At 68.2% G+C, this 21,640-nt stretch carries 21 protein-coding genes, 1 tRNA gene and 1 other RNA gene; 7 read left to right on the top strand and 16 right to left on the bottom strand.

The genetic code is table 11. From position 1 onward, the window contains the following. Positions 1-28: 28 nt before the first annotated feature. From JOD62_RS10865 to ffs, 3 genes are all read right to left on the bottom strand, one after another. Positions 29-670: a hypothetical protein gene (locus JOD62_RS10865; RefSeq protein ID WP_204939300.1), complete on the bottom strand. Its 642-nt coding sequence runs from the start codon at positions 668-670 to the stop codon at positions 29-31. Then, positions 667-1,266 carry a rhomboid family intramembrane serine protease gene (locus JOD62_RS10860; RefSeq protein ID WP_271171512.1) on the bottom strand — a complete coding sequence of 200 codons (600 nt, stop codon included), beginning with the start codon at positions 1,264-1,266 and terminating at the stop codon, positions 667-669. Before JOD62_RS10860 ends, JOD62_RS10865 begins: the two co-directional genes overlap by 4 nt. Positions 1,267-1,305: 39 nt before the next feature. Continuing rightward, positions 1,306-1,402: signal recognition particle sRNA small type (gene ffs / locus JOD62_RS10855), an RNA gene on the bottom strand. A gap of 200 nt (positions 1,403-1,602) precedes the next feature. Here ffs and JOD62_RS10850 point away from each other — a divergent pair. The 3 genes from JOD62_RS10850 to JOD62_RS10840 are packed head-to-tail and all read left to right on the top strand — an operon-like array spanning position 1,603 to position 6,157. Then, a complete protein-coding gene (locus tag JOD62_RS10850) occupies positions 1,603-2,613 on the top strand; it encodes an AAA family ATPase (RefSeq protein ID WP_407666010.1) in 1,011 nt (336 codons plus the stop codon). Between the two features lie 9 nt (positions 2,614-2,622). Next, on the top strand, positions 2,623-3,861 hold the full coding sequence (locus tag JOD62_RS10845) for a DUF58 domain-containing protein (protein ID WP_204939299.1): 1,239 nt from the start codon (positions 2,623-2,625) through the stop codon (positions 3,859-3,861). Continuing rightward, a complete protein-coding gene (locus tag JOD62_RS10840) occupies positions 3,851-6,157 on the top strand; it encodes a transglutaminase TgpA family protein (RefSeq protein WP_204939298.1) in 2,307 nt (768 codons plus the stop codon). Before JOD62_RS10845 ends, JOD62_RS10840 begins: the two co-directional genes overlap by 11 nt. On the opposite strand, the gene JOD62_RS10835 is transcribed toward JOD62_RS10840, so the two are convergent. From JOD62_RS10835 to JOD62_RS10825, 3 genes are read right to left on the bottom strand one after another with little or no spacing between them, the layout of a single operon-like run. After that, positions 6,135-7,397: a hypothetical protein gene (locus tag JOD62_RS10835; RefSeq protein WP_204939297.1), complete on the bottom strand. Its 1,263-nt coding sequence runs from the start codon at positions 7,395-7,397 to the stop codon at positions 6,135-6,137. The two genes, JOD62_RS10840 and JOD62_RS10835, sit on opposite strands and share 23 nt — an antisense overlap. A 42-nt stretch (positions 7,398-7,439) precedes the next feature. Beyond that, a complete protein-coding gene (gene trhO / locus JOD62_RS10830; protein ID WP_204939296.1) occupies positions 7,440-8,333 on the bottom strand; it encodes an oxygen-dependent tRNA uridine(34) hydroxylase TrhO in 894 nt (297 codons plus the stop codon). 9 nt (positions 8,334-8,342) lie between these two features. Then, the gene (locus JOD62_RS10825) at positions 8,343-9,740 is read right to left on the bottom strand and encodes an LssY C-terminal domain-containing protein (protein ID WP_271171511.1); all 1,398 of its coding nucleotides are present in this window, start codon (positions 9,738-9,740) and stop codon (positions 8,343-8,345) included. A 79-nt stretch (positions 9,741-9,819) separates the two neighbouring features. Here JOD62_RS10825 and JOD62_RS10820 point away from each other — a divergent pair. Further along, positions 9,820-9,907 (top strand) — tRNA-Ser (locus tag JOD62_RS10820). 44 nt (positions 9,908-9,951) lie between these two features. Here JOD62_RS10820 and JOD62_RS15115 read toward each other — a convergent pair. Further along, positions 9,952-11,220 carry a GNAT family N-acetyltransferase gene (locus tag JOD62_RS15115; protein WP_307818798.1) on the bottom strand — a complete coding sequence of 423 codons (1,269 nt, stop codon included), beginning with the start codon at positions 11,218-11,220 and terminating at the stop codon, positions 9,952-9,954. Between the two features lie 74 nt (positions 11,221-11,294). Between JOD62_RS15115 and JOD62_RS10805 the strand changes: the two genes are divergently transcribed. Next, positions 11,295-11,627, top strand: coding sequence for a cupin domain-containing protein (locus JOD62_RS10805; RefSeq protein ID WP_204939295.1), 333 nt, complete (start codon positions 11,295-11,297; stop codon positions 11,625-11,627). Between the two features lie 8 nt (positions 11,628-11,635). Here JOD62_RS10805 and JOD62_RS10800 read toward each other — a convergent pair whose 3' ends face one another. The 4 genes from JOD62_RS10800 to JOD62_RS10785 all read right to left on the bottom strand — a co-directional run bounded on the left by JOD62_RS10800 (position 11,636) and on the right by JOD62_RS10785 (position 16,545). Further along, a complete protein-coding gene (locus JOD62_RS10800) occupies positions 11,636-12,865 on the bottom strand; it encodes a multidrug effflux MFS transporter (protein ID WP_204940169.1) in 1,230 nt (409 codons plus the stop codon). Positions 12,866-13,034: 169 nt separating this feature from the next. Continuing rightward, positions 13,035-13,994 (bottom strand): carbohydrate ABC transporter permease, encoded by a 960-nt coding sequence (locus JOD62_RS10795; protein WP_204939294.1) that lies wholly within the window; start codon positions 13,992-13,994, stop codon positions 13,035-13,037. Next, a complete protein-coding gene (locus JOD62_RS10790) occupies positions 13,991-15,124 on the bottom strand; it encodes a carbohydrate ABC transporter permease (protein WP_204939293.1) in 1,134 nt (377 codons plus the stop codon). The genes JOD62_RS10795 and JOD62_RS10790 overlap by 4 nt, the downstream gene beginning before the upstream one ends. Positions 15,125-15,222: 98 nt before the next feature. Further along, positions 15,223-16,545, bottom strand: coding sequence for an ABC transporter substrate-binding protein (locus JOD62_RS10785; RefSeq protein ID WP_204939292.1), 1,323 nt, complete (start codon positions 16,543-16,545; stop codon positions 15,223-15,225). A gap of 262 nt (positions 16,546-16,807) precedes the next feature. Here JOD62_RS10785 and JOD62_RS10780 point away from each other — a divergent pair, with 262 nt between their 5' ends. Continuing rightward, positions 16,808-17,812, top strand: a complete 1,005-nt coding sequence (locus tag JOD62_RS10780; RefSeq protein ID WP_204939291.1) for a LacI family DNA-binding transcriptional regulator — start codon at positions 16,808-16,810, stop codon at positions 17,810-17,812. A 67-nt stretch (positions 17,813-17,879) separates the two neighbouring features. Here the strand turns inward: JOD62_RS10780 and rplL are convergent, their stop codons facing one another. Next, the gene (rplL, locus tag JOD62_RS10775) at positions 17,880-18,263 is read right to left on the bottom strand and encodes a 50S ribosomal protein L7/L12 (protein WP_204939290.1); all 384 of its coding nucleotides are present in this window, start codon (positions 18,261-18,263) and stop codon (positions 17,880-17,882) included. Between the two features lie 48 nt (positions 18,264-18,311). After that, positions 18,312-18,800 (bottom strand): 50S ribosomal protein L10, encoded by a 489-nt coding sequence (rplJ, locus tag JOD62_RS10770; protein ID WP_204939289.1) that lies wholly within the window; start codon positions 18,798-18,800, stop codon positions 18,312-18,314. Between the two features lie 396 nt (positions 18,801-19,196). Between rplJ and JOD62_RS10765 the strand changes: the two genes are divergently transcribed. Beyond that, positions 19,197-19,877 carry a YqaJ viral recombinase family protein gene (locus tag JOD62_RS10765; protein WP_204939288.1) on the top strand — a complete coding sequence of 227 codons (681 nt, stop codon included), beginning with the start codon at positions 19,197-19,199 and terminating at the stop codon, positions 19,875-19,877. A 1-nt stretch (position 19,878) separates the two neighbouring features. Here JOD62_RS10765 and JOD62_RS10760 read toward each other — a convergent pair whose 3' ends face one another. Genes JOD62_RS10760 through JOD62_RS10750 form a run of 3 tightly spaced genes read right to left on the bottom strand, consistent with a single transcriptional unit; the run spans position 19,879 to position 21,637 of the window. After that, complete coding sequence (locus JOD62_RS10760) at positions 19,879-20,391, bottom strand: hypothetical protein (protein WP_204939287.1); 513 nt, start codon at positions 20,389-20,391, stop codon at positions 19,879-19,881. Then, positions 20,388-21,020, bottom strand: coding sequence for a hypothetical protein (locus tag JOD62_RS10755; protein ID WP_204939286.1), 633 nt, complete (start codon positions 21,018-21,020; stop codon positions 20,388-20,390). Before JOD62_RS10755 ends, JOD62_RS10760 begins: the two co-directional genes overlap by 4 nt. Further along, entirely contained in the window at positions 21,017-21,637 is a 621-nt protein-coding gene (locus tag JOD62_RS10750) for a signal peptidase I (RefSeq protein WP_239526644.1), read from the bottom strand. Before JOD62_RS10750 ends, JOD62_RS10755 begins: the two co-directional genes overlap by 4 nt. Between the last annotated feature and the right edge of the window lie 3 nt (positions 21,638-21,640).

Raw genomic sequence — 21,640 nt, 5'->3', positions numbered from 1 at the left:
TAGGCCGGGGTGCCCGTCGCACCACCCGTCAGCAGGCGCCAGCGAGCGCGTCGACGACCGCGGTCGCGTCTTCGCGATACTGCGCGTAGTAGTCGCGATCGGTGTTCACCTGGACGCGGTGGATCGCGTGGGAGGGCTCCATCTGCTGCCATCCCTCGAGGCCGCCGAGGCGTGCGTAGAAGAGGGATGCAGCGGTTGCCGGGTCCATCCGCGCGTCGACGCTGCCCCACCAGTCCTGCTGCTGGAAGAGCCCGATGCTCGTGGTGCGGGTGCCGTCGGGATTCGTGAATCCGCGCGTTTCCCAGTCGCCGTAGTCGATGTTGCGCAGGCTGCTCTCGCCCATCGCGGTCATGACCCCGATGATCTGCCCGTCGCGTCCGAAGCCCAGTGACTGCGCGGTCAGCACGATCGTCGCCGCGTTGGCGAGCTGCTCCCCCGACCAGCCGGCGACTCCCGTGAACGGAAGCGTCTCGGCGTCGTGGATGCAGACCGGCTGCGGCGCCTGAGCGACGGCGGTCGGCAGGAGCACGGCCAACCCCACAGAGGTCGTGAGAACGCCGGCGGCGATCACGATGAGGCGCTGCGTGCGTCGGCGCTCCTGAAGTGCGGCGCGCTGCTTCGCGGTCAGACGGCGCTTCGCGGCCGGCTTCTTCTTCTTTCTCTTCTTCATCCGGATGCCCCGGGCCGGCGGCGCGCGAGCAGCACCGCGACCCCGCCGCCGACAGCGCCGAACAGGTGTGCCTGCCAGGAGATGCCGGAGCTCACCCCGATGATGCCGGCGAGCATTGAGGCACCGTAGAGACCGATGACGATGAGGCCGATCACGGCGTACAGCACGCGGTGCGCGACGCGGCCGGGGGCGAAGACGCGCAGGACGACGTAACCGAAGTAGCCGAACACGAGGCCGGATGCTCCGACGGTCACGCTTCCCGGTGCGCTGAACAGCCAGGTTCCGGCGCCGCCGACGAGCACCACGACGAGCGTCACCATCCAGAAGCGGCGGGCGCCCTCGACGGCGACGAGGCACCCCAGCACCAGGAATGGGAGCGAGTTCGCCATCAGGTGCGCCCAGCTGGCATGCAGCAGCGGTGCGAGCAGAACGCCGCCCAGCGCGCTCGTGTCCCAGGCACGCAGACCGAACCCGGTGAAGCTGATCGGGAGGACGGCATCGACGAACTGCACGACCCACATCAGCGCGAGCAGGAGCACCGGGGACGCAAAACGCCCCAGCGCAGAGGTGCGAGGGGCGGTCGTGGAGGTGCTCACAGCTCGATCCTGGCAGGAGGATCCCAGAGGAAGCTGAAAAGAAAAGACCCTCCGCGCACCCGACAGAGCCCGGTTACCCTTGCTACGTTTCCGTCCTGGGGGAATTGGCCTGGGTGTCGCCACGCGGAGAGCCGTGCACCAGTCTACCCGGGTTCGGAGAGTGCTCGCGCACAGCACCCCTGCACCGCCTTCGCACTCGTCTGTTCCGTGGGCAATCTCTCTGTGGGAATCCGCCGCCGCATGACCCTCTGCGCGCGTTAGGATCACAACAACTGCGCCGGTGCAGCATCGGCGCTTCGCCCTCCGTCCCGTTGCGGAGGACATGAAAGGGAACGCATGGAAGCCACCCCCTCGATGACGACGTCGACCGGGTACGCACCCCACACCGCGATGAACGCGGAGGTCTTCGCGGCGCAGACCGGCGCCATTCTCGCCTCGATCGCCGAGGTGATCGACGGCAAGGCCGACGCGCTGCGCAGCGCGCTGGTGTGCCTTCTCGCCGAGGGGCATCTGCTCATCGAAGACGTGCCGGGCGTGGGAAAGACCATGCTCGCCCGGGCGCTCGCGGCGAGCATCGACGCGTCCGTCCGGCGCATCCAGTTCACCCCCGACCTGCTGCCGGGAGACGTCACCGGAGTCTCCGTCTTCAACCCTGTGGCGCGTGAGTTCGAGTTCAAGCGCGGGGCGATCTTCGCGAATCTCGTGATCGCGGACGAGATCAACCGCTCCTCCCCGAAGACGCAGTCCGCGCTGCTGGAGGCGATGGAAGAGGGCCAGGTCACCGTCGACGGTGAGACGCACTACCTCCCGGAGCCCTTCCTCGTCGTGGCGACGCAGAACCCGTTCGAGATGGAGGGCACGTATGCGCTCCCCGAGGCGCAGCGCGACCGTTTCATGATGCGGATCTCGATGGGGTACCCGGATGCCGCCGCCGAAGCCCTCATGCTGCGCCAGCGCGACACGATCAACCCGCTCGAGCGGATCCGCCCCGTACTCAAGACCGCCGATGTGCAGGCGCTCATCGCATGGGCGCGTGCGGTGCACGTCGCTCCCGTGATCGAGCAGTACGCCGTCGCGCTCGCGCAGGCGACCCGCACCGACGCGAACCTGCATCTGGGCGCGAGTCCTCGCGCGACGCTGCAGCTCGTGCGCGCGGCCAAGGTCTCGGCGGCGCTCGACGGCCGGGACTACGTCATCCCCGACGACCTCACCGCGCTCCTGCCCGCCGTCTTCGCACACCGTCTGATCCCGGCGCGCGGTGCGCACCGCGCCGGCGCCCGCCCGATCGATGCGGCGATCGCCCACATCATCGAGCGCACCCCCGTTCCGGTCGCGCCCCGCGCGTAGGGGGACACGATGAAGCGGCGTCCTCTCACCGGTCGCGGCCTCGCTGCGCTCCTCTCCGGCGGCGTGTGCCTGATCGCCGCGAACATCCTCGGCACTCCGCTGTTCCTCTATCTCGGCCTGCTGCTGATCCTGCTCGTCGTGATCGCGGCGATCGCCGTGCGCGCACCGCGACGCACGGGCGGCGTGCGCCGAACGGTCACGAGCGATCTCCTCACGGTCGGCGAAGACTCCCGCGTGATCGTGCGCTTCGCGTTCCGCTCGCTGCTGGGGGTGCCGAACGGCACCTGGTCCGATGCGCTCCCCGATGCGGTCGCCGGCGAGGCTGAAGGTCTGTTCCCGCCGCGACTCCTGTCCGGGCTTCCCGCCCCGCTCTCCGGCAATGAGCCCCTCACGTTCTCGTACCCGATCCGCGGCGTGCGCCGCGGTGTCTGGGCGATCGGGCCGCTGAGCCTGTCGACGACCGATCCCTTCGGCCTGGTACGTCGGATGCAGGACTTCGGTGAGACGCATCCGGTCACGGTCGTCCCCGCGGTACTGACCCTGCCTTCGTCCGCGGCGCAGAGCGGCGTGGCCAGTGGATCCGCACAGCATTCCTCGAACCGCGTCGGTCAGGGCGCCGACAACCTCTCGCCGCGGCGCTACGTTCCGGGCGACAGCATGCGCCGGATCCATTGGCGCGCGACCGCGCACCGCGGCACGCTCATGGTGCGACAGGAAGAGCAGGAGTCCCACCCGGACGCCATCGTCGTGCTCGACCGCACGGGTGCGCACTGGCGCTCCGGTGCGGACTTCGAGAACGCCGTGTCGGCGTGTGCGTCGATCGCGATCCATCTGGCCCAGCACGGCTACAGCGTGGACGTCATGGAGCCCGGTGGTGTCCTCCTGGGAGAGCTTCGCGGCGGCGAAGATGACCGCGACGGTCTGCTCGTCACTCTCGCCTCCGTGCATCCGCGCGGGACCGACGTGCACGTGCCGCTGCACGCGGCCACCTCCGGTCACCTGCTCGGCCCCCTGGTCGTCCTCACCGGCACGATCACCGCCGCCGAGGCGTCGCAGTGGGCGCACGGCGGCGCGGTGCTGCCCGTGCTCATGATGACCTCCGTCGACGACGATTCCGCACGCGCCGCAGCCGCCCATGGCTGGCGGGTCGTGCCGCTCGGCGACGACATCGCCGGATCCTGGGCGGATGCGACGTCCGCCGCACCGCCCGCCGCGCTCTCTCCCGCCGAGGCACGTCGTGTCCGCTGAATCGACCACCGGGCCCCAGAGTGCCTGGGCGACGACGACAGGGCGCCGGACGCTCGGAGCGTTCGGCGCTGCTCTGCTGACCCTGGCGAGCGTCGCACTGGCCGTCTGGCCCCTCACATCGGTGATCTCCGCGGGCCGGTGGAGCAATCAGGCCACGACCGTCGCCCTGCTGATCGCGGCGACAGGACTTCTCGTCCGGCGGCTCGCCGCGGGCCGGCGCGGGCGGATCCTGCTGCCGCTGCTCGCGCAGATCGTGATGCTGGTGGGCTCGCTGACTCTTCTGAACTTCCGAGACGACGCATGGCTCGGCGTCCTCCCGAGCCCGGCCGTGGTGAGCCGGGCGCTCGGGGTGCTCACTGCGGCGGGACTGGAGGTGCGAAACGGGGCCGCGCCGCTCGAGTCCACCCCGGCGCTGGCCTTCTCGCTCGCCCTTGCCGTGGGCATCCTTCTGATCGCCCTGGACCTGCTCATCATCGTCGCGCGGGTCCCGCTGCTCGCCGGGCTCTGCGTCGCCGTGGTCGGGGCTCTGCCGTCGATCATCGTGCCGGGCGATGTGAATCTCTTCTGGTTCGTCCTGCTCAGCATCCTGATCCTGGCTCTTCTGCGCCTGCGCATCGATGAACGGCTCGCAGCCGGGGCCACGCCCGCTGTGAGCGATGCCCCTGCTCCACGCCCCCGCGCCCGCGTGACCGCGATGGTCGGCGCGGCGACGATCGTCGGCACGCTGCTGGTCGCGCCGGCGCTGCCGGTTTCGGCGACCGGGCTCAGCTTCGGCGGCACGATGTCGCTGAATCCGTCGCTGCGGCTCGGCGAAGACCTCCGCCGCCCGGCACCGGCGCCGGCGCTCACGCTGGTGACGGATGCCACGCGTGCGCCGTATCTGCGGGTGGCGACGCTCTCCAGCTTCGACGGCGAGGTGTGGCATCCCGACCAGACCGACAGCGTCGCGCTGCGCACGGGATTCGGTGCGCCGCAGTGGAGCGAGGAGGTCGCGACGACGACCCAGCGCAGCTCCGTACGGGTCACCGGCATCTCGAGCACCTGGCTGCCGGTGCCCTACCCGGCCACCGACATCCGCGGCCTCGACGGCGTCTGGCGCATCATGCCGTCGAACCGCACGGTCATGACGCACGGCGCCGACGCCGCAGGACAGACCTACACCGTCGATGCGCTCGATGTCTCTCCCACCCTGGAGCAGGTGCGTGCGGCGAACGCGGCGCTGCCCGCCCCGACGACTCCCGAGCAGGAGGCCGCAAACGCGCTTCTGCACGCGCTGCCTGAAGACCTGCCTCCGATCGTCGCGCAGCTGGCCGCCGAGGTCACGGGCAACGCCGACAACGACTACGACCGTCTGGCCGCGCTGCAGACCTGGTTCCGGGCCGGGTTCCGCTACTCCCTGGAGACACCGGTCGAGGAGGACTTCGACGGCACCGGAGTCGAAGCGGTCGCCCGATTCCTGGAGGAGCGCTCGGGCTACTGCATCCACTTCGCCGGAGCGTTCGCCCTCATGGCTCGCGCGCTCGACATGCCGACACGCATCGTCGTCGGCTACCTGCCCGGCCGTGAGAGCGAGGAGAAGCAGGACGGCAAGCCCATCTATGTCGTCTCCAGCGACCAGTTGCACTCCTGGCCCGAGGTGTACTTCGACGGGATCGGGTGGGTGCCGTTCGAGCCGACCGCGACGCTGGGCGTGCCGACGCGCTTCTCTCCCGCGGCGACGAGCGGAAACACGGCGTCGCCGGACACACCGACGGCGACTACTGCCCCCTCTGCAGCACCGGGCGCGGACAGCGACGTGGATCGCCGGGATGCGGATGCCGCTGGCGGAGCCGCCGCGCCGCTGCGCACCCTCAACCCGCTGCCCGTTCTGCTCACCGTGCTGGGCGTTCTGATCGCCGGGGTGGTACCGGGCCTCGTGCGACTCGTGCGTCGTCGTGTGCGCATTGCGCGCGCCCACCGCGGAGACCCCGAAGCAGCATGGGCCGAGGTCCACGACACGCTCGTCGATCTGGGCCTGCCGGCGTCGGCGGCGGATACGCCCCGGGCGCGGGGTGCGGCGCTGCACGCCGGGAGGGCGGTGGATGCTGCATCGATCGACGAGCTCGTGCGCGCTGTCGAGCGCACACGGTTCGCACGGCACGGGTACCCGCCGCATGAGGGCCCCGATCTGGCGCGAGCGCTGCACACCGTCAGACATGATCTGCTGAGGAGCGTCAGCGGGCGCGAGCGCATGCTTGCGATGGTGGCCCCGCGTTCGCTGCTCGGTCGTCGGGCTATGGCACCGGCACTGGCGTAGCGGCGGCCTCAGGTCCCTTCTGCGCGCGCAGCACGACCGCGACCACGAGCAGCAGCAGGGCGACGGCACCTGTCGTCAGCACGAGCTCCGGCGTGAAGGGGCGCACCAGGGTCAGCACCACCGCCATCGCCGCAACGGCCACTCCCGCCAGCACCGGGGATGCGCCGCGGACAGCGGCGCCGATCGGGCGGAACGACGCGGGCAGCGGCAGACGCGCGGCGGTGTCTGTGATTCCCACGCGCAGTGCGCGCGCCGGGCGGCTCGGGCCCGCCCACCATGCGGCGAGCGCCATGAGCGCGCCGAGGGTGGTGAGAGCAGCCACTCCCGCAGAGACCTGGTGCGCGGCGGCATCGAAGAGAGCACCGACCGCATCCGCGGAGATCGCGGCCACACCCGTCGCGAACATCCGCCCGATGCCGAGCCCCGCACCGAGCACGAGACCGATCGCGAGCAGGGCGACTCCGGTGCCGAAGATCGCACGACGCCAGCTCATCGCGAGCAGGATGCCTGCGACGAGGAGAACCGCGAACAGGACGGGAAGCCAGGCGTTGGCGATGTCGAGGCCGACGATGATCATGCGCACCTGCGTGAGGCCCTCGACCTCGGCGACGGCGATCTGGGGACCGACGCCCTCAGGGATCGCGCTGGCCAGGGTGATGCCACGGTCGACCAGCTCGCCGCGGACAGCGGTGATGATCGGTGCAAGGTCGACGGCGACCGTCGGCCCATCCACGACGAGCACGGCACCGTCGGCACCGGCGATCGTGGCGTTGATGCCGGTGTGCGCGACGCGCAGGGCTCCTCGCCAGGTCTCCGCGAACGCGGGCGACGAGACGAATCGCTCCACCACGTCGTGGACGAGGGACTGCATGCCCGCGGCGAGCGGCGCCTCCAGCAGAGCGAGACGCCCGGAGACGACAGCGGGCATGTCGAGGGTCTGCAATCCCCCGATCAGTTCGCGGGCCAGCGTCGGAGTGTCGATGGCGTCGTCGATCGCGGTCGCGACCTGGGCCGTCACCTCTCGCTGGACGGCAGGATTCTCGGCGAGCGGTGCGAAGGTCTCGACGAAGCGATCCGAGTCGCGCAGGATGGTCTGCGCCGTGGTCGCGGTGAGCGCGACGGGCGCGAGGACGACACCGAGCGTGATGAGAACCGCAGCGGCGGTGCTGCGCAGGATCCGTCGCCCTCGCGGGGTGCCGAGGCGCGCGTAGTCCGCAGCCGGGGTGTCAGAGGTGCCCATAGCGACGAGAGTATCGGTCGCCGACGCGCACGTGGAAGACGGTCAGGCTGCGCGGTGCTCCGCGCACGGCACGCTGTCACAGCTCTCGCAGACGACGAACTGGTGGCGGCACGACAGGTCAGGGCAGTTCGCGGTGCGCTTGGTGGCCGCGCCGCAGCCGGCGCACTCGCCGATCACCGCCGCCTCCGCACTGAAATCGACCGAACCGCGCTTGTCGAACACGTACAGCGACCCCTCCCAGAGACCAGTGTCGCCGTACTTCTCGCCGTAACGGACGATGCCGCCTTCGAGCTGGTAGACCTCGCCGAAACCGCGCGCCGTCATCAGGCTCGACAGCACCTCGCAGCGGATGCCGCCGGTGCAGTAGGTGACGACCGGCTTGCCCTTGAGATCGTCATAGACGCCGGAATCGAGCAGCTGGACGAAGTCCCGCGTGGTCTCGGTGTCGGGGACGATCGCGTTCTTGAAGCGGCCGATCTGCGCCTCGAGCGCATTGCGCCCATCGAAGAAGACGACCTCGTCGCCACGCGCATCCATGAGCTCGTGCAGCTGCTCAGGACTCAGACGCTCGCCGCCTCCGATCACGCCCTGCTCATCCACTCGGAGTTCGCCCGGCGCACCGAAGGAGACGATCTCGTCGCGCACCTTGACGCTGAGCTTCGGAAAGTCGAGGCTGTGCCCCGTGGCATCCAATCCCGTGCCCTCGCTCCACTTGATGTCGGCGTCCTTGAACGGCGCGTAGGAGCGGAAAGAGCGCAACCACTTCTTCAGGGCGAGCAGATCGCCGCCGAGTGTTCCGTTGATTCCGTCTTTCGACAGCAGCACCCGACCGCGCAGGTTCAGCGCCTCGCCCAGGTCGCGCTGCCAGAGACGGATCGCCTCGGGGTCGGCGAGCGGGGTGAAGGCGTAGAACAGGACGATCTTGGGGGTACTCACCCTGAAATCCTAGGACGCCGGGATGGACGCTTCCCGCGAGCGGCGCCTGCGGTGCGACCACAGGCTCGCGGACTCGCTCGACAGCGCGAGCAGCGCGATGCAGTCCAGTGAGGCCGTGAGCAGCGTCAAGTTGAGCGCGAGCACCGCCTGACCGTCGATGTAGTCCATTGCCGTGACGAGGATGCCGAGACTCAGCAGCACCATGAGCAGCGCACGCGAGCGCCGCCCGCCGCGCAGCACGAAGACGCAGGTGACGACCTGGGCGAGGGTGATGAGCCCGCTGATGACGAGCACGCTCGCGGCGATCATCCTGTTGTCTTCGGAGGTGGAGCCCAGCAACCCCCAGATGTCGTCGACGGCGAGGGAGACGGCTAGCTCGATCAGACCGGAGAGGAGGACGAAAGCGACGCCCGCGACGATCGACAGCGGCACACGCTGCGCGATCTGCTCCGCGGATGCTGCCGCCTCGCGGGCCCGCTCGCGCACCGACTCGGGGCGCGCCGACTCGGGGCGCGCGGTCGCCTCTGGAACGTGCTCCGCAACCGGCGGAACCGTCACAGCGGAGACGTCGATGACAGGGAGGTTGCCGTCGGTGATGAAGCGGTCGCCACCGCCGTTGCGGGAGTGGTAGCCAGTCGTGAAGTCATGCAGCACCCGCACCTGGACGGCGGGGGCGGCCGCACGGGCGGAGGAGACGACGTAGTCGCGTTCGATGTCGGTGTTCTCGTCGATCCGGTGCGTGACCTGCAACGTGAAGAACGACAGCCCCACATCCGTGTCGTAGGTGCCGGCGCCCAGCCAGTCGGTCTTCGCGCCGCCTGGGAGCAGCCAGCCCGGCGGGCAGTGCCAGAAGCGCACATGGTGACGCTGCTTCGGATTGCCCTCGACCTCCTGCTGATAGGCGACGTCATGCCGCCGACCGAAGAGCATGAGCGGCGAGACCGGTGCCGTCGGGTAACTGCGACGAGTCAGCGTGGAGACGATGATGCCCCAGGTGGACGCCGCGGTGATCTCGTCCGCACGATGCCACCCTGCAGAGGTCATGACGGCATCCAGCTGCGCAGCCGAGCCGTCCACGCCGAGATTCACCGGATCGCCGAGCAGACCGTCCGCCGTGCGAGTGCGCCCGAAGAAGTAGTCGGGCACATAGAGGTCGGAGAGCATGCGGTGCAGGCGCGGCAGCGCGAGGTAGGCGATGATCGCCCACACGGGCACGAAGAGCAGCAGCGCCCACCAGGAACGCACGCCCTGGATGGCCATGATCACGGCGAGCCAGATCGCGGCTCCCGTCCCGATCAGGAAGAACACGCGATCGCCGACCGTCGTCGGAGGAAGCGGCTGCTGCATCTGCATCGCCCATCGGCGCTGCGCTCCCCCGCGCTTCTGCGTCGCCTTTTCCCTTCCCACACGCCCACTCTAGGGGTGGGACGCCCTCCGCGGTCTCGAACCGCTCCCGCGGTCAGGTACGATGGTGAGGTTGTTTCCTGGTGACGTGTCCGAGCGGCCGAAGGAGCACGCTTGGAAAGCGTGTGTTGTGCAAGCAACCGAGGGTTCGAATCCCTCCGTCACCGCCAGAACGAGTAAGGGCCCCGCAGATGCGGGGCCCTTACTCGTTTCGTCAGAAGCGGATGCCGAGCGTCATCGCGCCTTCCGGCGCGGGAAGCGGCTCGAAGCCGAGCTTCGTGTAGAACGCTGCCGCGCCGATGTTCGCGGGATCCATCCCCAGGTGCAGGGCGGGCACACCGCGGCGCTCCAGCTCGGCGAAGAGCGTCTGCATGAGGGTGCGGCCGAGGCCGTGGCCCTGCGTCTCGGGCAGCAGGTCGATGTGCAGGTGCGCCGGGTACTCCCCCGCGTTCGGCTCCTTGCCGGGCGCGCGCCCCGCCGCGTAGGAGATGATGCGGTCCTGGCGGGTCGGCTCGGCCTCGCCGGACAGCGGGTACTGGGCGGCCTTCGTCGGCCACCACTCGTCGCGGAACCAGCTCTCGAAGGCGTTCGTGTCGTCGGTGGCCACCAGGTAACCGATCACGCGGCCGTCCTCGCTCTCCACGACCCAGGACAGGTCGGGGTGGCGTTCGGCGTAGGGAACCGCGAAGATGTCGCCCCACAGCGCGTCATCGGTGAAGATGCCCGTCGCATCCCCCCCGGCGTCGGCGGTGCGCACGCACACCTCGTAGAGGGCGTCGCGATCAGCAGGCTGGTAGGGGCGGATGCGGGGCACAGAGAACTCCTGAGACGTCGAGGGGAGGCTGCTGTCCACACTAGAGCGCGCGAGCGTGTCGAACGCCGCCAGGCGCACCCAGGACGCGCACCCGACGGCGACGAGAAGCGCCGCGCCCGCGCCGAGGAGCGTGCCTGCGATCGTGTCGCTGAGCCAGTGCACACTCAGCAGGGTCCGAGAGAGGGCCATCAGGACGACCCAGGCCACCCCGGCGATCACCGCCCACACCCGGGGGAAGACGATCCACAGCACCATCGCCACCGTGGCCGCATTCGCCGCGTGCCCCGACGGGAAGGACCCGAAGTCGGAGGACACGAGCATGTCGTCGGGACGCGCGCGAGCGAACAGGTGCTTGAGCACCTGCACCAGCAGCGCACTCGCCGCGAAGGAGATCAGGGCGAACACGGCAGTGCGCCACCCGCGCAGTGCCCACAGCAGAGCCGCCATCGTGAGCGGGACGAGGAAGACCGCGACCCACCCTCCGCCGATGATGTTCATCGCGTGGGCGAAGCTCAACAGCCAGGGCTGGCGCAGGCCGCCCATGAGCTGATTCCACCCCTGGTCGATGGCTGCGATCCCCGCCGTCGGCAGCAGGACCACGAGCAGCCCCAGCAGCAGGGCAGCCGCGGCGGCGCCCGCGGCAAGGGAGAGGGCGAGGCATCGAGTCATCCCTCCATTGTGCCGGGAGGCACGGAAGGCATCCCTGCGGCCCACCGTGTTCAGCACCGAGATAGCCTCAAGTCATGAGCACTGATACCGCGCAGACAGTTGCCGCCTCGCTGCAGGACCTCCTGGATGCGGCCCCCGTAGAAGAAGGCCGCGTCCGCCCGCACCGGGTATTCGACGGAACAGGTGTGAAGATCCGGATGCTGTCATTCGATACGTCCGCCACCCTCGCTGAGCACCGCTCGCCGTTCCCGATCCTCGTCCAGGTGATGAGTGGCCGCCTCCTCTTCCGTGTGGGCGGTGACGAGCACGAGCTCCTACCCGGCGGAATCATCCATGTCCCTGCGAACATGCCCCACGAACTGCAGGCCAGAGAGCCAACGCGCGCCATGCTCAGCATCCTGAACTGACCGCGCGGTCAGGGAGCGAGCATCCCCACGGTGCGCGGACGCACGATCAGCCACAGCGCGAGCGCTCCGATCGCGGCGCATCCGACCATCACGGCCGCCATCGTCGTCGCCGTGATGCCGGCATCGCGCGACACCCAGCCCACGATCGGGGTGATGAGGCCGGCGACACCGAAGTTCACCGCGCCGAGGATGGATGCTGCGGTCCCTGCAGCCTTGCCGTGGCGGTCGAGCGCGAGAACCTGCACGTTCGGGAACGTGAAACCGCACGCCGTCATGAAGACGAACAGCGGAATCACTGTGCCCCAGAGGCCGAGGCCGAGCTGGTCCGTGACGATGATCGCCGCCCCCGCCAGCAGCAGCACAGCGGTCGAGAAGGCGAGCACCCACTGCGGTCCGAAGCGCGTGGCGAGTCGCGACGCCACCTGCACGCCGACGACGACGCCGAGCGAGTTGACCGCGAACAGCACCCCGTACTGCTGAGCGTCCAGGCCGTGCGTCTGCTGGAACAGGAACGGAGACGCCGAAAGGTACGAGAACAGCCCTGAGAAGGTCATGCCGCCGATGATGAGCACGCCGATGAAGACGCGGTCGGAGAAGACGCTGCGGTAGCGCTGCAGCACGGTCGTGGATCCGCGATCGTGGCGACGCTCCTTGGGCAGCGTCTCGGGAATCAGGATGATGGCTGCGACGAGCATCACCGCGCCGTAGGCGGCGAGCACGACGAAGATCCCCCGCCACGGCATCACGGTCAGCAGCATCGACCCGATGAGCGGCGCGATCACGGGCGCGACGCCGGAGACCAGCGCGAGCCGGGACAGCATGATCACGAGGCGCCGCCCGCCGAACAGATCACGCACGATCGCCATGGCGACGACGCCGCCCGCCGCCGCGCCGATGCCCATGAACACGCGCGCAGCACTCAACAGGCCGAGGTCGGGAGCGAACGCAGCCGCCGCGCTCGCGAGAACGTGCAGCGCCGTGACAGCGATGAGGGGAATCCTGCGCCCCACCTTGTCACTCAGCGGTCCCACGACGAGTTGGCCGACGGCGAAGCCGATCATCGTTCCGGTCAGCGTCAGCTGGATGGCAGCGGCCGTCGTCTGGAAATCCGCCTCGAGCACGGGGAAAGCCGGCAGATACAGGTCGATCGTGAACGGCCCGAGTGCCGTCAGCGCCCCGAGCAGCACGATGTAGATCACGCGGCGGCGGAGCGTGATCGAGTCTCCCGGGTGCAGCATGATGGGCGCGGTCACCGGGTTGGATCCGAGCGTGCGGATCGCCCCCGTGGACGCGGATGTGTTCGGGTGGGTGGCGTCGGGCACGCGGGTCCTTCCTCAAAAGCGAATCCTCACGCCTCGGCCAGCGCCGGTGCGTGAGGATTCGTCCAGTCTACGGGCGATGCGAGACTCAGCCCTTCGTCGACCCCGCAAGGAGTCCGCGGACGAAGTACCTCTGCAGCGAGAAGAACACGATCAGCGGAACGATGATCGACACGAAGGCACCCGCGGTCAGCAGGTACCAGTCATTGCCGCGTGTGCCCGTGATCTCGGCCAGAAGCTTCGTGATCGGAGCCGCCGCGCCGTCGGCGAACACGAGGGCCACCAGCAGGTCGTTCCACACCCAGAGGAACTGGAAGATCGCGACCGAGGCGATCGCGGGCATCGTCAGCGGCAGCACGATGCGGAAGAAGATCTGTCCGCGGGATGCTCCGTCGACGCGTGCGGCCTCGATCACCTCGCCCGGAATCTCCGACATGAAGTTGTGCAGCAGGTAGATCGCCAGCGGCAGAGCGAACATCGAGTGCGCGAACCACACCTGTGCGTAGCCGTCGGAGGCACCCAGCGGCAGTGTCACCTGCAGGCCGAAGAGGTTCAGCCCCCGGGAGAACGTGCTCAGCAGTGGGACCAGGGCCATCTGGATCGGCACGATCTGCAGCGCGAAGACGAAGATGAACAGCGCGTTGCGTCCCTTGAAGTCGATCCATGCGAAGGCGTAGGCCGCCATCGACGCGATCAGGAGCGGAACGACGGTGGCGGGGATCGTGATCGCGATCGAGTTGACGAACGACTCGAGCATGGTCAGCTGCGTCGTGCCCGACTGCAGCACGTCGACGTAGTTCTCCCCCGTCACCTCGGGGTTGAGGAAGAACTCCCACCATCCGCTGGAGATGATCTGATCGCGCGGACGGAACGACGAGATGAACAGTCCGAGTGTCGGGATCGTCCACAGCACGGCGATGACGATGGATGCGGCGGATGCCCAGGGCCGGGACAGCTTGCGGCGAGCGCGTGCCGCCGAGGCATCCAGCTTCCCGCCTGTCGTGATGGCGCGGGTGGAGGACGAGTGGGTGCTCACGGTGTCAGTCATCGGATGCTCCGCTGCTTCTGGATCTGGCGCGCGTTGTAGATCACGATCGGCAGCACCAGGAGGAAGAGGATCACGGCGAGCGCTGCACTGCGCCCCGCCTCGAACTTGGTGAACTGCGTGTACATCTCGTTGGCGAGCACGCTGGTCTCGTAGTTTCCGGCGGTCATGGTGCGCACGATATCGAAGACCTTCAGCGAGGCGATCGAGATCGTCGTCAGCACCACGATGAGCGCGGGGCGGATGGCGGGCACCGTCACCGAGATGAACCGCTGCCACGCGTTGGCTCCGTCGAGCTCCGCCGCCTCCAGCAGTTCGACGGGGACGCCCTTGATGGATGCCGACAGGATCACCATCGCGAAACCGGTCTGCACCCAGATCAGCACGACGATGAGGAAGAAGGTGTTCCACGGCGGGTTGAGCAGCCACTGCTGCGGCTCGCCGCCGAACCAGACGACGATCTGGTTCAGCAAGCCGATCTGGTCGTACTGCTTCGCGCGGTACTCGTACATGAACCGCCAGATGATGCCTGCGCCGACGAACGAGATCGCCATCGGCATGAAGACGAGCACCTTGTAGATCTTCTCGCCGCGGGTCTTGTCGATGAACACGGCGTAGGCGAGACCGACGACCGTTGAGACCGTCGGCACGACCAGCACCCAGATGATCGTGTTCACGACGACGCGGATGCCGTCAGGCTGGCCGAAGATCCAGGCGTAGTTCGCGAGACCGACGAAGCTCTTGCCCGAGGAGTTCATGAACGAGGCGAAGATCGTCTGGATCGACGGCAGCACGAGTCCGATGAGCAGCAGGAGCATCGCCGGCGCCATGAAGGCGACGAGCTGGATCAGATAACCGCGTCCCTCCCTGGCACGAAGATCGAGCAGGAAGAAGATGCCGCCGACGACGACCGCGACTCCCATGGCCCAGTAGTACGAGTTGAAGAGCAGCATGACCGCGAGCGGAATGAGCAGGCACATCGCCAACCGGATCACGGTGTACATGGTGCCCTTGCGGGGCGCGATATCGACGAAGAACAGGATGAGCGCGACGACGGCCGCGAATGCGAGCACGACGATCAGCGCCTGAAGGATCGGATGCATCGTGCCGATCCACTGGAAGAACTGGGTCACTTCAGTCCCTTCTCGGGTGTGCGTGGTCACCCACCGGGCGGCGCTGCCGGGTGGGACAGAGCGGGCCGCCCGGTGAAAGGCGACCCGCTCTGCTCAGATCATCCGGCCGGCCAACCGGACTCGATCTGTGTGAGCACCTCATCCGTCGCGGTGCCATTGACCCACGCGACCATGCCCTTCCAGAACGTTCCGGCGCCGACGGCACCCGGCATCAGGTCAGATGCGTCGAAGCGGAACGTGGTGTCGGGGTCCTGCAGGATCTTGATGGTCTCCTGGAGGATCGGGTCCTTCGCGCTCTCGGGGTCCAGCCCGTTGTTCGCGGAGGTGACGCCGCCGAGGCTGACGCGGCTGTTCGCCCACTCGGGGCTCGACAGGTAGGCAAGGACCTTCTGCGTGGCCTCGTCGTCGCTGAAGCCACCGACGATCTCGCCACCGCCGGTGACGGCCGAATCGGATTCGGTCTTACCCGGAAGCATGAAGGCCCAGACGTCGCCGTCTTCCGCGACGTTGGTGCCCTCCGGGAAGAAGCCCGCAAGGAACGACGCCTGGTGCGTCAGCGCACACGAGCCGGATGCCAGGGCGGGAGCGACATCACCGAAGGCCGTCGAGTTGATCGAGCGCACGTCACCGAAGCCGGCGTTGACGTAGGCCGGGTTCAGCAGGATCGCACCGACCTTGTCGAAAGCGCCCTTGATCTCAGGGTCGGTGAACTTGACCTCGTTCGTGACCCACTGGTCGTAGACCTCGGCGCCGCTGTCACGGAGCACGTAGTCCTCGATCCAGTCGGTGCCCGGCCAGCCGGTCGCCGTGCCGGATTCGAAGCCGGCACACCAGGCCGGAGCGCCTGTCGTCGAGGCGATCGTCTCGGTCAGCGTCGTGAGCTCGTCGAGCGTCTTGGGAATCTCGACGCCCCATTCGGCGAACTTCGCCGGGGAGTACCAGATCCAGCCCTTGACGTTGGCCATGAGCGGGGCGCCGTAGAAGGTGCCGTCGACCGTGCCGTAGTTGACCCAGTCCTTGGTCCAGTACTCGTTGGCGTTCTTCTCGACCTCTTCCGGAGCGGGCTTGAGGAAGTCACGCGATGCGAAGTCCGCGAAGAGGCCCGGCTGCGGGAAGATCGCGATGTCGGGCGGGTTGCCACCCTGCGCGCGCGTTCCGAGCTGCGTTTCGAAGTCCTGAGATCCCTCGTACTTGATGGTGATGCCCTCGGCCTCAGCCCAGTCAGCCCACGACTGCTGCAGGAGTTCCGCTTCCGCATCCACGATGGTTCCGTAGATCGTCACGGTGTTGTCACCGCCGCCACCCCCGTCGCCCCCACCGCCACTGGGCGCACCGGGCGCCCCACATCCCGCCAGAGCGATTCCCACTGCGCCCACAAGTGCGAGCGGCGCGAGTCGCCGGTAACGCTGTGTCAGTGCCATGACTTCTCCTCTTCGAGTTCACGTTCGCGACGCGGCGCATCCCACTGCATGACCGCGTCGGGAACCGATTCCAGGCCAACCTACTGTTGATCTCCTCCGCGGCACAATGGCTGTCGGGTCACAAGCTCACAACCTTCTTGCCGCTTCTCGAAGACTATGGAAGCGCTCCCGCGCGGACAAGATGGAACCGGTTCCCTCTTTTCTCCAGCCGCGCTAGGCTGATCCCGATCCGCATCGCAGCGGCCCCACCCCGGAGTCGATCATGTCCACACTCGCCGATGTCGCCGCGCGCGCCGGCGTCTCGAAGTCGACGGCCAGTCGCGCGCTCAACGGCTCCGGATACGTCTCCGCCGAGACACACGCGCGTGTCACCCGTGCCGCGCAAGAGCTCGGATTCGTCGCTCACCCGGGAGCGGCGAGCCTGGCCACCGGACGCACCCAGACCGTGGCGGTGATCCTGCCCCGCGCAGACCGCTGGTACTTCGCCGAGCTCCTCGACGGCGTGCAGGAGGAGCTCCTCACGGGCGGACTCGACCTCATGCTGTACAACGGCGCCGACGGCAGCGAAGGCCGGGCGCGCATGCTCGACCACGCCATCTCACGGCGACGCTTCGACGGTGTCATCGCCGTCGGCATCGAGCCGGAGGCCCACGAGATCGAGAGGCTGCTGAAGGCCCGGCGCCCCATCGTCACGATCGGCCCGCACAGCGAGGGGGCGAGCTCGATCATGCTCGATGATCGCCTCACTGCTCACGTCGCGACGGAGCATCTGATCGACCTCGGTCACACCGACATCGCGTTCCTCGGCGGCCCCGCTGACCCCCAGCGGGCGGGCTTCGGCGACGCGCTGCGCATCCGCGGCTACCTCGACGCGATGGCGGAGGCAGGCCTCGAGGATGCGGCGCGCATCGTCCCCGCAGAGTCCTCCGTGCCCGGAGGATACGCAGCAGCCGGAGATCTCCTCGGCAACAAGCGCACGCGGCCGACGGGACTGCTGGCGGTGTGCGATGAGACCGCGGTGGGGGCGATGATCGCGGCGCGGCGGATGGCGATCTCGATCCCCGGCGAACTGAGTGTCGTGGGAATCGACGATCACCAGTACGCGGAGATGTTCGGGCTGACGACGATGCGTCAGCATCCTCGGGAACAGGGGCGCACGGCGGTGCGGCTGCTGCAGGAGCGCATGCAGAACCCGGATGCACCGCTCGCTCGCCGGGTGGAGGCATCCGCTCTCGTGGTGCGGAACTCGACAGCCCCCCGAGGCTGATTCTCTCGTTCAACGCACGAAGGCCCCGGGAGAACCCAGGGCCTTCGCGAAGCGTGAGAACGCGAGATTACTTGAGGGTAACCGTTGCGCCAGCCTCTTCGAGAGCAGCCTTGGCCTTCTCGGCGGTCTCCTTGTTTGCGCCCTCGAGCACAGCCTTGGGTGCACCGTCGACGACAGCCTTGGCCTCGCCGAGGCCGAGCGAGGTGAGCTCGCGGACCGTCTTGATGACCTGGATCTTCTTGTCGCCAGCCGACTCGAGGATGACGTCGAAGGAGTCCTTCTCTTCCTCAGCCTCAGCAGCGCCAGCGCCACCAGCAGCGCCGGCAACGGCGACGGGGGCAGCAGCGGTGACGTCGAACTTCTCCTCGAACGCCTTCACGAACTCGCTGAGCTCGATGAGCGTCAGGCCAGCAAACTGCTCAAGCAGCTCCTCAGTGGTGAGCTTCGCCATGATGTATCTCCTATTGATGTGGTTTGTAGAGAGGAAATCGCTGGTCGCTTACGCGGCCTCGGCGGTCTCCAGCTTTTCGCGAAGAGCGTCGACGGTGGCCGCAGCCTTGCCCATCGTCGCCTTCATCATGCCCGCGGCCTTTGCCAGCAGAACCTCACGGCTCTCCAGCGAGGCGTACTTGTTGACCTCGTCAGCGTTGAGAGCGGTGCCCTCGAAGACGCCACCCTTGATCACGAGAAGCGGGTTGGCCTTGGCGAAGTCACGCAGAGCCTTTGCAGCGGTGACGAAGTCACCGTGCACGAACGCCACAGCCGACGGACCCTTGAGGTCGTCGTCCAGCGACGTGATTCCTGCGTTGTTCGCAGCAATCTTGGTCAGCGTGTTCTTCACCACGGCGTAGTTCGCGTCCTGACGAAGGTTGTTACGCAGCTCCTTGAGCTGGGCAACCGTCAGACCGCGGTACTCGGTCAGCAGGACGGCGTTCGAGTTCTCGAAGTTCTTCGTGAGCTCGGCAACCGATGCATCCTTCTGCGCCATGGTCACTCCTTGGTGGGTACGGGATGCTCCTGGTGAGAGGAGCATCGACCTCGACCTTCCGGATCCGGCGCTGCGGCAAGAAAAAAGCTCCGGCGCAAGCGCACGGAGCTACATCCAGAGAACTGGGATTCGTTCGTGTCCTGCGCGGGCCCCTGCGAGAGCAGTGCTTCGATCATGCTGCGTTTTCACGCAACACGATGACCGGCGGTCTTCGGTTACCGACAACTTTACCCCACCGGCATCCGCCACCCAAATCGAGGAGGTGTTACTCCCCCTCTTCCCTTCGCCCCGTGAACGCCGAGGCCGCATCCTCCCGGCGGTGGCACGCCGGAGCGACGCCGGTGCGGCACGGCGTGTGCGGACGCAGGCATGCGCGCCCGGGGGTAGCCTCGAAAGGTGACCCCCGAACTCGAAGCCCGAATCGTCGCGGACTCCCGCGACCGGGTCGCCTGGCTTCGGGCGCGCTCGCGCGGGATCACTGCGACGGATGTCGCGAACCTCACCAGCCCCGCCTCCATCGCCCGCGCGGCGGAGGCGAAACTCGGCGGGGGCGCCCGTTTCATGGGGAACGCCTACACCGACCATGGCCGCCGGCGAGAGCCCGAGATCGCGGCCTGGGTCGCCGCGACCCACGGCATCCTCCCCTCTTCTGCGCTGTTCCGCGCCGAGGTCGAGCACCGTCATCTCGCCACCCCCGACGGCATCGCGGTGGACGGTGACGGACGCATCGTGCTGGCCGAGATCAAGACGACGAACAAGGCCTGGCGTTCCGTGCCGCGCACCTACCTCCGCCAGGTGTGGTGGCAGCAGCACGTGCTGGGCGCCGAGCGCACCCTCGTCGTCTGGGAGCAGCACGACGACTTCGTGCCTGTCGACGACGAGCCCCGATGCACCTGGATCGACCGCGACGAGACCGAGATCGCGAAGCTCGTCGGACTCGCCACCTCCCTCATCGACGAGCTCTACCAGCGCACCACGGGGCGCGCCGCACCGGCTCGCGTCTCTCCTGCTCCTGCCAGCCGCCGTGAGGAGCTGCGCGAGCGAGATGCGTTCCGCGCGCTCGCACTGATGGACTGACTCAGGGCACGATCTGGCAGCTGGGGCTTCCCAGGACGGGGGCGGTGTACTTCACCTTCGTGCTGCTCCCCGAGACCCAGTTGCCGAGCACCGTGCGCGACTGAAAGGTCATCTCGCCACCGAGAAGGAGGCTCAGCAGCCCGCTGATGATGCCCGTGTTGAATGTGGTGCGATAGCGCCCGTTGCCCTGCGCCTGCGTCGCCACCGCTTGCCAGTTGTCCCCCGCACTGTTGAATGCCCACTGCACGTTCGCGGCGGGTGTGAAACCCGTGTACGGCGCGCCCGCGGGAAACTGCCACTCGATCGTCACACCCGCGCCGATACCGGTTCCGAGAAGACCCGTGCAGTTGATCATCGAGAGGCTCTGCGGAGGTGCCAGCGTGACCGTGGAGATCGCGGTCGTTGCATACTCGTCGTCGACGAACGAGGCCGTTGTCGGCTGCACGCCGGGCATCAGCGCGCCCGCGAGAAGGATCGACAGGCCCGCGGCGGCCGCGGCCACCCGGCGCCTCATCGTCCGCTCCGGACAGCGCCTCGCGGGCGGAACGTCAACGCCAGCGCGCCCCCGAGCAGGAGCAGCGCTGCGCTCAGCCCGAACAGCACAGGGACGAAAGGCGACATCCCGGTGGGAGCGAGATCATCTCCGGGGCCGACGCTGACGGCGTCGCCTGCGCCCTGCCCGTGCACGCGCAGCTCACTGCTTCCGACAGCCCCTTGGTCGAGGGCGACCTGCAGGCGCAGGTGCCCTTCGCGAGCGGCATCGAACTCGGCCAGCGGCGTCAGCGAGCCATCGCGCGGAACGCTCCAGTTCTCGACGAGAGTGCGCGCCCCACCCGGGCAGGATTCACCCTCCCACGGATTCATGCACAGAACGGCATGAATGCGCAGAGAGGCGTCACCGCGCGCACTCACCCCGACGGTGAGTTTCCCCGCCTCCGGAGCATCCGCGCTCACCGCGACATCCCACTGCACCGATGCTCCCGGGCGCAGGTTCTGCGCAGCATCCCAGTCGGCAACCGAGACCAGGCGCACGTACTGCCCTTGCACGACCTGTGTCGACGCGTCCGCATGCACCGCCGGCGCACCCGCGATCCCGGCGATCATCATCGCCAGCGCCGCTGTCGCACACCGGAGACGCCTCATGTCCGACGATCCCTCCGCAGACCCGCCCCCACGGGCACCGGCTCGTCTCCGCCGAATGCGCCATCGGCGCCCGCCTCATCGGCCGGGAGATCGGATGCCGCAGCATCCGACTCCTCTCTTCGGGAACGCGGCCAGAACGCCCACCCGACCAGGAGCGCCGCTCCGAGCGTGATGCCGCCGAGCACGAGGGGCTGAGCGAGCCAGACGACCACGTTCGCCAGGTGCGGGAGGGAGCCGCGCACGATGCGCACGTCCGAGACGACGTAGGCCACGGGGTCGTCGACATCGTTTGCATCACCGCGCATGGTGATCACGCGCGCGTCAGGATCATCGCCGGATGCGACGCTCGTGACCCGGTGTGTGACCGGGAGCTCATCCTCGCGGGCAACCGTCACGATGTCGCCGACGACGATCTGGGCAGCCGGGATCTCCTGCACGAGCGCGACCGAGCCCGCCGGGATCGTCGGCGCCATCGATCCGGTCTTGAACATCATGAGCGAGAAGCCGCCGGTGAACGCCAGCACGACCAGGACCATGCAGATCACACCGCCCGCGGCGGCCAGAGTGAGGAGTCCTTCTCGTATCCCGCGCCCGACAGCGCGCAGCATCCGCAGCATCTC

This window comes from Microbacterium keratanolyticum (assembly GCF_016907255.1).
In the GTDB taxonomy this organism is placed as follows: domain Bacteria; phylum Actinomycetota; class Actinomycetes; order Actinomycetales; family Microbacteriaceae; genus Microbacterium; species Microbacterium keratanolyticum.
The sequence above is the reverse complement of the archived record's forward strand: the minus strand, read 5'-3'. Positions and strand labels throughout refer to the sequence as shown.